The following is a 12775-nucleotide window of genomic DNA, read 5'->3' as shown; positions in this document are numbered from 1 at the left end:
CTCGTCCCGCGATCTAGCCGCGGACCTGGCGGCGGTAGGTGACCTTGTCGAATTCGCGGCCGTATTCGTCGACCGCGATCACGTCCATTTCGCTGGAGAAGAAGCCGGGGCGGACGTCGACTCGGATGAAGGAGTAGTTGCGGAAGCGCACCCGCGACCAAGGGGCGGCTTCGTCGGTCTTGGCGCCGCCGGAGTTCCAGACGTAGCTGTTCGGGACGGCGGTGTCGGGCACTTCGTTGCCGCGGTAGCTTTCCTGCGAGCCGGGCTGGAAGCCGTAGCGGGGGCGGCCGCCGCCACCGACGGTGTAGTAGACGGTGCCGTCGGTGTCCGGGTAGACGATCGAATTGTCGCCCGCCGCCTTGCCGGGCACACCGCCGCGAATCGGGTCGGTGCGCTCGAAGACGTGATTGTGGCCCTGGAGAACGAGATCCACCTGATAGCGGTCGAACAGCGCGCACCAGGCGGCGCGCACACCGCCGTCGCTGGCGTGTGAATCGGTGGTGGAGTAGGCGCAGTGGTGGAAGAAGCAGACGATGAAATCGATATCCGGATTCGAGCGGTAGCGCGCGAGAGTGCTTTCCACCCAGCTGTTCTGGGCTCCGCCCGAGTAGCCGGTGTTCGCGCCGATCTCGTAGGAGACGTCATTGGCGTCCAGCGACAGCACCGCGACATTGCCGTAGGTGAAGGAGTACGCGGACGGGCAGCCCGCCGGGCCGTTGCCCGGGAAGTCGAGGCGCGCAAGGTGTCCGCCGTAGCCGTGGGTGTTGTACGCGGCTTCCATATCGTGGTTGCCGGTGGCGAACATCCACGGGGTGGTCGAGGCGCTGGATTCGATCGCGCCGAAATACACATCCCAGACGTAGGGGTTGAACTTGTCGAAACCGTTCGCGGGGGTGCCGCCGGAGGCCACGTACTGCGGGCTCTTACCCGCGCCCGAGGGATCGGCGTAGGCGATATCACCGGCCAGCACGTGGAAATCCGGTCGCGCGGCGACGATTTGGCGCATGACGTTCTCGGTGTGCCGGACGCCCGGCTCATTGTCCGGCTTGTAGTACATATCGTCGTAGTCGCCCGGGGCCAGACCCGCGGGCTGGCCCGGGGTGTCGTCCGCGCCCTGATCGCCCATCATGGTGAAGCGGAAGGGCAGCACCGCCGCGCGCGCGGTCGGCATGGCGGTGGACGCCGAGCGGACATCGCCCGCGAAACCGTCGGAGCTGCGCCAGCGGTAGAACTGCGGCAGCCGGCCGGGCAGGCCGTCCAGTGGGGCGTGCACGTAGAACTGTTCCGCCGCAAGGACTCCCCCGTCGGCGCTGGGGATCTGGGTCACCAGGTTGCGCACCTCGGCCTCGACGGTGCCGCCCAGCGCGGGCGTGGGTCCGTGATCCAGGAATACCTTGGCCGAACCCGGATTTCGGGACAGCTGGGCCGAAAAGCGCAGCTGCGACGCCGAATCCGCGCCGAAGCCGACGTGGCGACCGGCCACGCCCAGCGGGGCGTCATCGGCGTAGGCGCGGGCGGCGAACGGCGAGGCGCCCACCCCGGCCACCGCCGCGGCGGCCGCGGAGCCGAGCAGGAAGTTCCGGCGCGAGACCGCATGGCGGCGCAGATAGGCGCGATGCCAGTCATGCTGCTCGGCCATGGTCATCTGGGCGGCGAGCCGCGCGGGGATACCGGTATCTGGAACGTCACCGGCGGGATTGAGCGGTGTGGACGGCATGAGTTCGCATGCTGGCCGATCAGAGTGTGCGCGGCAATCACCGGGGCACCCCGACACGGAGAACACTCGGTAAACAATGCCAAGAATTGCGACCAATCGGACACGCGCCCGATTTATGGGCATATCACGTAGTTTTCAACTGTGGATCAGCACACAGCTCTCGACACCCTGCGCGCCCAACTGCCGGACGGCATGCTCGTCACCGATCCCGATGTGCTCGGGGCCTATCGCCAGGATCGGGCCCTGGATCCGGACGCCGCGCTCGCGCTCGCCCTGGTGCGGCCCACCACCACCGCACAGGTGTCGGCGGTGGTGCGCTGGGCGCATGAGCATCGGGTGCCGATCGTGCCGCGCGGGGCGGGCACCGGACTCTCCGGCGGTGCCACCGCACAGGCCGGGGCGCTGGTGCTGAGCACCGAGAAGATGCGCGAGATCAGCGTCGACCCGGTCACCCGGACCGCCGTCGTACAGCCGGGGCTGTTGAACGCCGAGGTGAAAAGGGCTGTCGCGGAACAGGGGCTGTGGTATCCGCCGGATCCGTCGTCGTTCGAGATCTGTTCCATCGGCGGTAACGCGGCCACCAACGCGGGCGGGCTCTGCTGCGTGAAGTACGGCGTGACCACCGATTACGTGCTCGGCATGGAGGTCGTGCTCGCGGACGGCACCGCGGTGCGGCTGGGCGGGCCGCGGCTCAAGGATTCGGCGGGGCTCTCGCTCACCAAACTGTTCGTGGGCAGTGAGGGAACGCTCGGCATCATCACCGAACTCACGCTGCGGCTGCTGCCCGCACAGCCGCCGCAATCGACCGTGGTCGCGAGCTTCCCGACGCTCGGCGGGGCGATGGAGGCGATTCTCGCCATCACCGGAGCGCTGCGGCCGTCCATGCTGGAGTTCATGGATTCGGTCGCCATCAACGCGGTCGAGGACGAATTGCGCATGGGCCTCGATCGCACCGCCGCCGGGCTGCTGGTGGCGCGGTCGGACGCGCCGGGCGAATACGCCGGGCACGAGGCCGACATCATGCTCGCCGCCTGCGAAAAGGCCGGGGCGAGCGAGGCTTTCCGCACCGATGATCCCGAGGAGGGCGAAGCCTTCTGCGCCGCACGGCGATTCGCGATTCCCGCGGTGGAGCGCAAGGGCCCGCTACTGCTCGAGGATGTCGGGGTGCCGCTGCCCCGGCTCGGCGATCTGGTGCACGGCATCGCCGATATCGCGCGCGAACGCCGGGTGCTGATCTCGGTGATCGCGCACGCGGGCGACGGCAACACCCACCCGCTGATCGTGCACGATCCGAATGATCCGGCCGAGTCCGAACGCGCGCACCTGGCGTTCGGCGAGATCATGGATCTGGCGATCGGGCTGGGCGGCACCATCACCGGGGAGCACGGGGTGGGACGGCTGAAGAAGGCGTGGCTGCCCGATCAGCTGGGCCCGGATGTGATGGCGCTCACGCGCCGGGTCAAGGACGCCCTGGATCCGCACGGGATACTGAATCCGGGCGCGGTCATCTGACCTGCCGCCCGGAACAATCCGCCGCGCGAGGGAGTTTTCACCGACCATGAGTACCCGGCTGGAACACAATGTCGACGACACCCGCTACGAGATCTACCTCGATGACACCCTCGCGGGCTACGCCGACTACGCCGAGCGCGTGGACGGCGACAAGAAGACCCTCGACATCCAGCACACCCTCACCTTCCCGGAGTTCCGGGGCCGCGGCGTGGCCGCGCAGGTGGTCGAGTTCGCGTTGAACGACGCACGCGCCCAGGGGTTCTCGATCATCCCGACCTGCTGGTACGTGGAGAAGTACATCGGCTCGCACCCCGAATACGCCGATCTGGTCGGCTAATTCGACCGATTGCCGTCGGGTCGCTGCGCCCGCCACACCAGGAACTGCCGATCCCCGGTGCTCACCATGGCTTCGACGACCTTCTCGTTGTCGAAGCCGGGTAGCCGCTGCAATCGCGCCAGGAACGCGGTGTCGGCGGCGGAATGCGGTACCACGCATCCCTTACCGGTGGCCCCGATCAGCACGAAGAAAACATCTTCGGCGAACGGCCCATCGGCCGTGGTGATAATGCGCACCTCCGCCAGCTCCCGCCACGCGACTTCCTCCACCCGTCCGTCCGCGAGGGTCCGCCGGACGAAGGTGTCGGTGATTTCGACTCCGGCCATGGCTCCATAGTGCCCCCGCTTTCCCACTTCGAACAGTCTTGAAACCTCTTATTTCCCAGACCAACACACAACGTTCGAGGCCAAACCCTTGCGACACCCGGGAATTGGGGGCAACTCGGACATCGGACACGCGCAAACGCGCCGATGTCCCACCCGAGCCCCAATAAGGCGGAGGACCAGTCTCTTCAGCGGCACATCGTCAGGAACTCCTCGATGGTCCGGGCCAGCAGAACCGGATCCTGCAACATGGGCAGATGACCCGTGGGGATCTCCCGATGCAGGCCGGGGTCCAGCACCGCGCGGTACCGGCGTTGCGCGGCAACGGAGAACTCGCGATCGTTCAGCGTTGTGAGGTAGCCGCGAGCCGCGGGCAGCACCCGCTCGGAAACCCGATCGCGGTACAGGCGCTGGGATTCGGGAGCGAACTCGTCGATGAGCCGGGTGATATCGGCCTCGGACAGGCCCGTGCCCAGCCCGGAGCGAATCGCGTTGGCGGGCGGGCGAGTTCCGGCCACGCGCATGATGAGATCGGCCAGGTAGCGCTGCGGGAACGGCAGCGCCCGCAGAAACGAGCCGCCCGGAGCCGGGATCGACGCGGACACCGCCAGGAGCGCGGTGAGGCGATCGGGGGCGATCGCCGCCATCTCGCTCGCCACCACGCCGCCGATGGAGTGCGCGACGACGGCGAAGCGGCGAGCCGGGGCCTGCGCGAGAGCGGCCTCGGCGTACTCGCGCAGCGATGCGCCCGCGGCGGTGGGATAGCGGACCACCACCGATTCGACCGGCAGCTCGGCGCGGACCCCATCCCAGATCCAGCCGGGCAGGCCCGCACCGCCGAGCAGCAGTACCGGATCGGTCATCGGGGATGAACCATGGCGATGACCTCGACCTCGATCTGCCAATCGGGCTGAGCCAGCGCCGCCACCTGCAGCAGGGTGTCGGCGGGGTACGGCTCGCTGAGGAATTCGCCACGCAGGGTGATCACATGCTGGAGATTCGCGGGCATATCGGTGACGAAGATGCCCACCTTGACCACATCGCTGAAATCGGCTCCGGCTTCGGCCAATACGCGCTGCACATTGCGGAAGGCCTGGCGGCCCTGTTCCAGGAAGCCGCCCGGAACGGTGCGGCCGTCCTCGGTGAAACCGGCCTGGCCGGAGACGTAGATCATGCCGTTCGCGGTGATCGCCTGGGAGATGCGGTACGGGTGGTACCAGTCGGGGGTGGTGGCGATCTTCTCGATACCGGGGCGGCGGGTCATGGGGGCAGACATGGCGAAATCCGTTCTCGTGCTTCGAAGCTGTATCGATACACAGCCTCATCGATCACGAACATCCGGACCAGAACCTGTATTTCCGAGGTCCGGGCAACCTCGGTCCAGCAAACCCACCCTAAGATTCGGTACTCGTGGACACCTCTCAGCAACTCGGCGATTTCCTGAGCACCCGGCGCGCCCGGCTCCAGCCGCAGGATGTCGGACTGCCGTACTACGGCACCCGCCGCCGAGTGCCCGGGCTGCGCCGCGAGGAACTCGCCCAGCTCGCCGGGGTCAGCGCCGATTACTACGCGCGACTCGAGCAGGGACGGCTCGACAATGTGTCCTTCACGGTCCTGGACGCCGTCGCGACCGCACTGCGGCTCAGCGATGACGAACGCGGCTACCTGTATCAACTGGCCCATCCGCCCGCACCCGGCGATGAACCCGTCGCACCGGTGCTGCGGCCCGCCCTGCACGCACTACTCGCCGCGATGGAGCAGATTCCGGCCTATATCGTCGGCCACCGCACCAATATCCTCGGCTGGAATCACGCCGCCACCGTGCTTTTCGGCATCGACTTCGCCACCCTGCCCGGCCCGCAACGCAATTGGGCGCATCTGGTGCTGCTCGACCCGCGGCTGCGGACGCTGCTCGCGGGCGAACAACCCGTTATCGCCCGGCAGATCACCCATGATCTGCGCATGCGGCTGGCGCACCGGCCCGGCGATTCGGAGCTGCGCGATCTGGTCGACCGAATGCGCTCGTCCAGTGCGCAATTCGACGAGCTCTGGAGCAGTCACGATGTCGTGGGCGTCGCGCACGGCGTCTACCACTTCCAGCATCCCGAGGTCGGCCCGATCTCCCTCGACTACGAATTCCTGCCCCTCACAGCCGATCCCGGCGTCCGCGCCATGGTCACCTACACGATCGCCCCCGGCGAACCCGGTCAGCGCGCACTGCGCGAACTCATCACGCGCTCACTGCGTTTCGGAGACGCAGGCTGAATATCGTTCCACGCGAACGCATTTCCGCCCGGAAACGCCGAAGGCGGCCCGAGTGACACTCGGACCGCCTCGCGGAGATATTCAGGTCTGCGCGACGATCAGCGCAGGATCTGACGCGACATCACCAGACGCTGAATCTGGTTGGTGCCCTCGTAGATCTGGGTGATCTTGGCATCGCGCATCATGCGCTCCACCGGGAAATCGGTGGTGTAGCCCGCGCCGCCGAACAGCTGCACGGCGTTGGTGGTGACCTCCATGGCCACATCGGAGGCGAAGCACTTGGCGGCGGCGGAGATGAAACCGAGGTTCTTCTCGCCACGCTCGGCGCGCGCGGCCGAGGTGTAGACCATCAGGCGCGCGGCCTCGACCTTCATCGCCATATCGGCGAGCATGAACTGGGTGTTCTGGAAGTCCGCGATGGCCTTGCCGAACTGCTTGCGGTCCTTGGTGTACGCGATGGCCGCGTCCAGCGCGCCCTGGGCCAGGCCGACGGCCTGTGCGCCGATGGTCGGGCGGGTGTGATCCAGGGTCTGCAGCGCGGTCTTGAAACCGGTGCCGGGCTCGCCGATGATGCGATCGCCGGGAACCTTGCAGTTCTCGAAGTACAGCTCGGCGGTGGGCGAACCCTTGATGCCCAGCTTGTGCTCCAGCGGGCCGACGACGAAGCCCTCGTCATCCTTGTGCACCATGAACGCGGAGATGCCGTTGGCGCCCTTGTCGGCGTCGGTGACGGCCATGACGGTGTACCAATCGGACTTGCCGCCGTTGGTGATCCAGCACTTGGAGCCGTTGATGATCCAGCCGTCGCCGTCCGCCTTGGCGCGGGTGCGCATGGAGGCGGCGTCGGAGCCGGCCTCACGCTCGGACAGCGCGTAGGAGGCCATGCCGCCGTTCACGATGGTCGGCAGCACCTGCTGCTTGAGCTCCTCCGAGCCCTGCAGGATCAGGCCCATGGTGCCGAGCTTGTTCACCGCGGGGATGAGCGAGGAGGAACCGCAGACGCGGGCGACCTCTTCGATCACGATGCAGGTGGCCACGGAGTCCGCGCCCTGGCCGCCGTAGGCGTCCGGCACGTGCACCGCGTTGAACCCGGCGGCGTTGAGCGCGGTCAGCGCCTCCTCCGGGAAGCGGGAGTTGCCGTCGACGTCCTTCGCGTACGGGGCGATCTCCTTCTCCGACAGCGCGCGGATCGCGCCGCGCAGCTCATCGTGGAAGTCCTCGAGCTTGAACAGATCGAAATCGGGATTGCCCGCCATGGATTCGTCTCCTGGTCGTTCGGATCGGATCGCCGCTGGAAGCCCAACCTTCCCAGCGTCTCGGCACTCAGTGCCATTCAAAGCAAAGTATACGCCGCGATATCGCGGCCACGTGCGCTTAGTTCCCTACCAAACCTTGGCACGCAGTGTCATTTACGCCACTGCGTATCGGTCACAGCGTATCGAGACGACGCTGCAGAAGATCGGCGACCTGCCGGGACGGCATATCGCGCGGGAACACCGCGACCACCAGTTGATCCGATTCCACACCCGCCGGACGCACGGCATCACCGCGCGGCACCGTGGCCAGCGCCGCGCGCAGATCCGCCGGACTCGCATCGGACTCGCCGCGCACCATGCGCCGCAGCAGATAGTTGTGCGTGGCGGTCACCGCCGCGGTGAACTGCACCAGTGCCAGATCCGACTCGCCGCGCAATCGCGCGCGCAGATAGTCGGTGAACAATCGCTCATAGCGGAAAACGGTGACGATCTCGCGCTCGCGCAGTGTCGGCACCTGCCGCACCACCCGATACCGCCGCGCCGCCAATTCCCGCCACTGCGTGAACCTTTCGAACACCGCGATCACGGCTTCGAGCACCGCGTCCCACGGATCGCCGTGCGCGGCATCCAGATACGCCCGGGCCTGCGCCAGTTGCGATTCGTGGTCCGCGAAGACCACATCCTCCTTCGACCGGAACTGCCGGAAGAAGGTGCGCCGCGAAATACCGGCCGCATCCGCTATCTCGTCGACAGTGGTTGCCTCATAACCCTTTTCGGCGAACAACCGCAGGGCATGATCGACAACCGTCAGGCGTCTGGCAGTAGCGTCGTCGGGGGCCACCTGCCCACCGTAGCCGGGTGGGCGCACGGATTCGGTCAGCCCAGCAGCTGGGTTCGCAGGGCCTGATCCTTTTCCAGGACCATCTTCTCCAGATCGGCCTGGAACTGCTCCATCCGCCCGCGGAGTTCGGGATTCGAGGCGGCCAGAATGCGCACGGCCAGCAGGCCCGCATTGCGCGCGCCGCCGATGGAGACCGTGGCGACCGGGACGCCGCCGGGCATCTGCACGATCGAGAGCAGCGAATCCATCCCGTCGAGGTGCTTGAGCGGGACCGGGACGCCGATCACCGGAAGCGGGGTCGCCGAGGCGACCATGCCCGGCAGGTGCGCCGCGCCGCCCGCGCCCGCGATGATGACCTGGAGACCGCGACCGGCGGCCTCCTTGGCGTAGTCGAGCATGCGCTGCGGGGTGCGGTGCGCCGAGACCACGCCGACCTCGAAGCGAATCCCGAACTCCGCCAAGGCTTCCGCGGCGGCGACCATGGTGGGCCAGTCGGAGTCGCTGCCCATGATCAGGCCAACCTGTGCGGTCTCAGTCATGATGCGGATCCCATCCGTCGGTCCAAATCGCGTGCGACATCCAATGCGCCGCGCGCTCCGCTTTCTCGCGGGTGACGGCGACATCGTCGCCGAGGATATTGATGTGGCCGATCTTGCGATCGGGGCGCTCACCCTTGCCGTACAGGTGCACCTTCGCCTCCGGCAGACGCGCCGCCAGATGATGCAGGCGCTCGTCCATCGACATCGCCGGGGATTCGGCCGCGCCGAGAATATTCGCCATCACGGTCACCGGGGCCAGCGGCGCGGTGGAACCCAGCGGGTAATCCAGCACCGCGCGCAGATGCTGTTCGAACTGACCGGTGCACGCGCCGTCCATACCCCAGTGGCCGGAATTGTGCGGGCGCATGGCCAGCTCGTTCACCAGCAGCTCACCGGAGTGCGTTTCGAACAGCTCCACGGCCATCACCCCGGTGACACCGAGTTCGGCCGCCAGGCGCAGCGCCAGGGCACCGGCTTCGGTCGCGCGCTGCTCGGGCAGGGCGGGCGCGGGGGCGATCACCACGGCGCACTGGCCATTGCGCTGCACGGTCTCCACCACCGGCCAGGCCGCCGCCTGACCGAACGGGGACCGCGCCACCATGGCGGACAGTTCGCGGGCGAGATCCACCTTGGCCTCGGCCAGCAGCGAAACACCGTGCGCCAGTTGATCGTTGACAATGCGCTCGGTCTCGGCGGCATCGGCGGGCATCCACACGCCGCGGCCGTCATAACCGCCGCGCACCGCCTTGAGCACGAACGGCCAGCCGTTCGCGTCACCGAACTCGACCGCGTCCGTGACCGATCTCACCTCGGTGAACGCCGGAATCGGCAGCCCCAGCTCGGCCAGCTTGCGGCGCATGATCAGCTTGTCCTGCGCGAAGATCAGCGCGCTCGGCGGCGGCTGCACATTCACGCCCTCGGCGATCAGCGCCTCCAGATGCTCGGTCGGCACACCCTCGTGATCGAAGGTCACCGCGTTCGAGCCGACGGCCGCCTTACGCAGCGCCGCCAGATCCTGATGGCTGCCGAACACCACATCGGGTGTGACCTGCGCCGCCGGATCATCCGGCCGCTCGGCCAGCACGCGCAGCCGCTGCCCGAGCGCAATGGCCGCCTGATGGGTCATGCGCGCGAGCTGACCGCCACCGATCATGGTGACGGTGGGCATCGCGGAGGAATCGAAGGAACGTGCGCTCACGTTCGTCAATGTTGTCATGGCACCGACCCCCTACAACCCGCGGGTTGCTCTCCGAGTCGGTAAGCGACGTAGACTCGGCTGGTGTCATTTGTCGACAAGGTCATAAACGTCCTGCCCACACCGCTGCGGGACCTCGCCGACCGCCATTCCGAACTGCTGAAGTTCGCGATTGTCGGAGCGACGACCTTCGTTATCGATATCGGGATTTTCTACCTGCTGAAGTGGACCGTACTGGACACCAAGCCGACGATCGCCCGCATCCTGTCGGGCACCATCGCGGTCATCGTGTCGTACATCCTCAACCGCGAATGGACCTTCGACAAGCGCGGCGGGCGCGAGAAGCATCACGAGGCGCTGCTGTTCTTCGCGGTCAGCGGCATCGGGGTGCTGCTGGCGAGTCTGCCGCTGTACATCTCCAGCTACGTGTTCGACCTGCGCCAGCCGAACGTCAGCTTCACCGTCGAGAACATCGCCGACTTCTTCAGCGCGTTCATCATCGGAAATCTGCTGCAGATGGCATTCCGATTCTGGGCCATGCGGCGCTGGGTATTTCCGGATGAAATGAAAGAACTCGAGGAAGAGTTCGAGGATCTGGTCAACGAGGAACAACTCGGACATAGTTAGAGCCTGAAAAGATAGCGGCCCACAACCTTTCGGTTGTGGGCCGCCGTCGTATTCGGGGTGCCGTGCCCGGCGGCGTCAACCTCGGTCCACGACCAGCGTGACGGTCAGGCGGGCACCGCCCAGCGGGCTGTCGGTGAGAGTGGCTGTGCCACCGTGCAAGCGGGCCTGCTGGGCCACCAGGGCCAGGCCCAGGCCGCTTCCGGAGTTGGGGCTGGCACGCTGGAAACGCTCGAAGACGCGCTCGCGTTCGGGCTCGGGGACACCGGTGCCGTCATCGTCGATGGTGAGGGTGACCGTATCGCCGACGGTGCGGGCGGCTATATCGACGCGGGTGGCGGAGCCGTGCCGGACGGCATTGGTGATGGCGTTCTCGAGCACCGAGCGCAGGCCCGCCGCCAGGCCGCGCAGGCGAATGGGTTCCACGCCTTCGGTTTCGATGGCGACGCCCGGATGCATGTGCGCCGCGTCATCGACCACCTGATCGATGAGCTGACCCAGATCCACGTCCTCCCAATCGGATTCGGTGGTCAGATCGCCGACGGCCAAGCGCTCCAAGGCATGCAGGGTCGCCTCGATCGCGGTTTGACCGGCGAGCACCTCGTCCAGGATCTCGGTGCGCTCGGACTCCGAGAGCGATATGGTGCGCAGCACCTGGAGATCGGTGCGCATGGCGGTCAGCGGGGTGCGCAGTTCATGCGCGGCCGTCGCCGCGAAATCCCTTGCGGTGACCAGGGCTTCGCTGGTGTGCCGCCGCTCGACCGCGATCCGGTCCAGCATGGTGTTCATGGCATCGGCCAATTCCCTTGTCTCACTTGCCACCGGGCGCTTGGGCGGGTCCAATGCCAGCCGATCCCCCAGCCCGGCCGTCTCGGCGGTGAGGCGGCGCAGCGGAGCCACCGCGCGCGAGGCGAAATACCAGCCGAGCAGGGCGGCCAGGGCGGTCGCAGCCACCCCGATGCCGATGATCCGCGTGCGCTGCTTGGTCGCGGAATCCGTTGCGACCGTGCGGGGTACGGCCACCACCACGGTCTTGCCCGCCACCGGGAAGGTGCGTGCGAACTCCACCGCGGTCGAGGAATCCGCATCGGGGCCGCGTTGCAGATACAGCTCCGGACCGGGCGTCGCGGGCTGCGGCAGCGCATGCGCGCCCGGCACATCCGTCGTGACCAGCGGTGCGCTCGGATCCGTCGGCAACGCGGGCAGCGGCTGCGCCGGAGACAGCGCGATCGCATCCACCACCGACCCCACCTGCGTCTTGGCATCACTGCTCGCCACCGCGAACAACACCGTGCTCATCAGCGCCACCACCACGGCGGCGGTCGCGGCACTGGCCAGCGCGACGCGAGTGCGCAGCGACAGCGGCCGCCGGGGAGTACCGGGTCCGCGCCGCCGAACCGAGCCGAACAGCTGCCGGATGCGAGCGAACCCGCTCATGCGTCGTCTCGCAGGACGAAGCCGACGCCGCGGACGGTGTGGATGAGGCGCGGGCTGCCGGTGGATTCGATTTTGCGGCGCAGGTAGGAGACGAACACGTCGACCACTTTCGTCTGGGTTTCGAAGTCGTAGCCCCAGACCCGATCCAGCAGCTGGGCGCGGGTGAAGACCTGGCCGGGGGCGGCGGCCAGGGCGGCGAGCAGATCGAATTCGCGTTTGGTGAGATCCAGCCGGGCGTCATTGGCGTAGGCGCGGCGGGCGCTCGGCTGAATGCTGAGGGGGCCCACCGTGATTCGATCCGCCTCAGGTGTGGGCGCGGGGGCGCGGCGCAGCATGGCGCGCAACCGGGCGACCAGTTCACCGAGGTCGAACGGCTTGGTCAGATAGTCGTCGGCCCCGGCCTCCAGCGCACCGATCCGATCGGTCACCTCCGCCCGCGCACTCAGCACGCAGATCGGAATATCGTTCCCGAACGACCGCAGCGCCGTCACCACCTGCACCCCGTCCAGCAGCGGCATATTCAGATCCAGCACCATCGCCTGCGGCGCGCTCGCGGTGATGCGCGCCAGCGCGGCGGCCCCGTCCGTCGCGGTCTCCACCTCGAAACCGGACAGCCGCAGCCCCCGCGCCACCGACGCCAGCACCCGCGCGTCATCGTCCACAACCAGAATCAGCGGACCACTCACAGCCCAGACCCTACTGACGCCACCCGTGCGGAAACTGTGAGCG

Annotated in this window: 14 protein-coding genes; 4 read left to right on the top strand and 10 right to left on the bottom strand. The window is 67.4% G+C overall.

Annotation, left to right across the window (positions count from 1 at the left end; all coding sequences use genetic code 11):
- Window positions 1-13 precede the first annotated feature (13 nt).
- Complete coding sequence (locus ACFC0O_RS30140) at window positions 14-1717, bottom strand: metallophosphoesterase (protein ID WP_375963565.1); 1704 nt, start codon at window positions 1715-1717, stop codon at window positions 14-16.
- Window positions 1718-1909: 192 nt separating this feature from the next.
- Between ACFC0O_RS30140 and ACFC0O_RS30135 the strand changes: the two genes are divergently transcribed.
- Window positions 1910-3229: an FAD-binding oxidoreductase gene (locus tag ACFC0O_RS30135; RefSeq protein ID WP_375963951.1), complete on the top strand. Its 1320-nt coding sequence runs from the start codon at window positions 1910-1912 to the stop codon at window positions 3227-3229.
- A gap of 46 nt (window positions 3230-3275) precedes the next feature.
- Window positions 3276-3566 carry a GNAT family N-acetyltransferase gene (locus ACFC0O_RS30130; RefSeq protein WP_364646280.1) on the top strand — a complete coding sequence of 97 codons (291 nt, stop codon included), beginning with the start codon at window positions 3276-3278 and terminating at the stop codon, window positions 3564-3566.
- On the opposite strand, the gene ACFC0O_RS30125 is transcribed toward ACFC0O_RS30130, so the two are convergent.
- From ACFC0O_RS30125 to ACFC0O_RS30115, 3 genes are all read right to left on the bottom strand, one after another.
- Window positions 3563-3892 (bottom strand): hypothetical protein, encoded by a 330-nt coding sequence (locus ACFC0O_RS30125; protein WP_375963562.1) that lies wholly within the window; start codon window positions 3890-3892, stop codon window positions 3563-3565. The two genes, ACFC0O_RS30130 and ACFC0O_RS30125, sit on opposite strands and share 4 nt — an antisense overlap.
- A 185-nt stretch (window positions 3893-4077) precedes the next feature.
- Complete coding sequence (locus ACFC0O_RS30120) at window positions 4078-4752, bottom strand: alpha/beta fold hydrolase (RefSeq protein ID WP_375963559.1); 675 nt, start codon at window positions 4750-4752, stop codon at window positions 4078-4080.
- A complete protein-coding gene (locus ACFC0O_RS30115) occupies window positions 4749-5165 on the bottom strand; it encodes a RidA family protein (protein ID WP_375963556.1) in 417 nt (138 codons plus the stop codon). Before ACFC0O_RS30115 ends, ACFC0O_RS30120 begins: the two co-directional genes overlap by 4 nt.
- 134 nt (window positions 5166-5299) lie before the next feature.
- Between ACFC0O_RS30115 and ACFC0O_RS30110 the strand changes: the two genes are divergently transcribed.
- Window positions 5300-6154, top strand: a complete 855-nt coding sequence (locus ACFC0O_RS30110; protein ID WP_375963553.1) for a helix-turn-helix transcriptional regulator — start codon at window positions 5300-5302, stop codon at window positions 6152-6154.
- Between the two features lie 98 nt (window positions 6155-6252).
- On the opposite strand, the gene ACFC0O_RS30105 is transcribed toward ACFC0O_RS30110, so the two are convergent.
- From ACFC0O_RS30105 to ACFC0O_RS30090, 4 genes are all read right to left on the bottom strand, one after another.
- The gene (locus ACFC0O_RS30105; protein ID WP_364646274.1) at window positions 6253-7410 is read right to left on the bottom strand and encodes an acyl-CoA dehydrogenase; all 1158 of its coding nucleotides are present in this window, start codon (window positions 7408-7410) and stop codon (window positions 6253-6255) included.
- Window positions 7411-7582: 172 nt separating this feature from the next.
- The gene (locus ACFC0O_RS30100; RefSeq protein ID WP_375963550.1) at window positions 7583-8251 is read right to left on the bottom strand and encodes a TetR family transcriptional regulator; all 669 of its coding nucleotides are present in this window, start codon (window positions 8249-8251) and stop codon (window positions 7583-7585) included.
- 35 nt (window positions 8252-8286) lie between these two features.
- Window positions 8287-8790, bottom strand: a complete 504-nt coding sequence (purE, locus tag ACFC0O_RS30095) for a 5-(carboxyamino)imidazole ribonucleotide mutase (RefSeq protein ID WP_375963547.1) — start codon at window positions 8788-8790, stop codon at window positions 8287-8289.
- On the bottom strand, window positions 8783-10006 hold the full coding sequence (locus ACFC0O_RS30090; RefSeq protein WP_375963544.1) for a 5-(carboxyamino)imidazole ribonucleotide synthase: 1224 nt from the start codon (window positions 10004-10006) through the stop codon (window positions 8783-8785). Before ACFC0O_RS30090 ends, purE begins: the two co-directional genes overlap by 8 nt.
- Before the next feature lie 63 nt (window positions 10007-10069).
- Between ACFC0O_RS30090 and ACFC0O_RS30085 the strand changes: the two genes are divergently transcribed.
- Window positions 10070-10612: a GtrA family protein gene (locus tag ACFC0O_RS30085; protein WP_364646265.1), complete on the top strand. Its 543-nt coding sequence runs from the start codon at window positions 10070-10072 to the stop codon at window positions 10610-10612.
- A 75-nt stretch (window positions 10613-10687) separates the two neighbouring features.
- Here the strand turns inward: ACFC0O_RS30085 and ACFC0O_RS30080 are convergent, their stop codons facing one another.
- Both ACFC0O_RS30080 and ACFC0O_RS30075 read right to left on the bottom strand, forming a co-directional pair.
- Window positions 10688-12046, bottom strand: a complete 1359-nt coding sequence (locus ACFC0O_RS30080; protein WP_375963542.1) for a sensor histidine kinase — start codon at window positions 12044-12046, stop codon at window positions 10688-10690.
- Window positions 12043-12732: a response regulator transcription factor gene (locus tag ACFC0O_RS30075; RefSeq protein ID WP_375963540.1), complete on the bottom strand. Its 690-nt coding sequence runs from the start codon at window positions 12730-12732 to the stop codon at window positions 12043-12045. The genes ACFC0O_RS30080 and ACFC0O_RS30075 overlap by 4 nt, the downstream gene beginning before the upstream one ends.
- Window positions 12733-12775 lie beyond the last annotated feature (43 nt).

The organism is Nocardia sp. NPDC056100 (genome assembly GCF_042266325.1).
Taxonomy (GTDB): Bacteria; Actinomycetota; Actinomycetes; order Mycobacteriales; family Mycobacteriaceae; genus Nocardia.
Note: the sequence above shows the minus strand (reverse complement) of the source record. Positions and strands in the feature narration are given on the sequence as shown.

What these genes read in the sequence shown, in the direction of transcription:
- ACFC0O_RS30135 (WP_375963951.1), top strand. Translation starts at nt 1,910, where the DNA reads ATGCTCGTCACCGATCCCGATGTGCTCGGGGCCTATCGCCAGGATCGG.
- ACFC0O_RS30115 (WP_375963556.1), bottom strand. Translation starts at nt 5,165, where the DNA reads ATGTCTGCCCCCATGACCCGCCGCCCCGGTATCGAGAAGATCGCCACC.
- ACFC0O_RS30125 (WP_375963562.1), bottom strand. Translation starts at nt 3,892, where the DNA reads ATGGCCGGAGTCGAAATCACCGACACCTTCGTCCGGCGGACCCTCGCG.
- ACFC0O_RS30140 (WP_375963565.1), bottom strand. Translation starts at nt 1,717, where the DNA reads ATGCCGTCCACACCGCTCAATCCCGCCGGTGACGTTCCAGATACCGGT.
- ACFC0O_RS30080 (WP_375963542.1), bottom strand. Translation starts at nt 12,046, where the DNA reads ATGAGCGGGTTCGCTCGCATCCGGCAGCTGTTCGGCTCGGTTCGGCGG.
- ACFC0O_RS30105 (WP_364646274.1), bottom strand. Translation starts at nt 7,410, where the DNA reads ATGGCGGGCAATCCCGATTTCGATCTGTTCAAGCTCGAGGACTTCCAC.
- ACFC0O_RS30120 (WP_375963559.1), bottom strand. Translation starts at nt 4,752, where the DNA reads ATGACCGATCCGGTACTGCTGCTCGGCGGTGCGGGCCTGCCCGGCTGG.
- purE (WP_375963547.1), bottom strand. Translation starts at nt 8,790, where the DNA reads ATGACTGAGACCGCACAGGTTGGCCTGATCATGGGCAGCGACTCCGAC.
- ACFC0O_RS30130 (WP_364646280.1), top strand. Translation starts at nt 3,276, where the DNA reads ATGAGTACCCGGCTGGAACACAATGTCGACGACACCCGCTACGAGATC.
- ACFC0O_RS30090 (WP_375963544.1), bottom strand. Translation starts at nt 10,006, where the DNA reads ATGACAACATTGACGAACGTGAGCGCACGTTCCTTCGATTCCTCCGCG.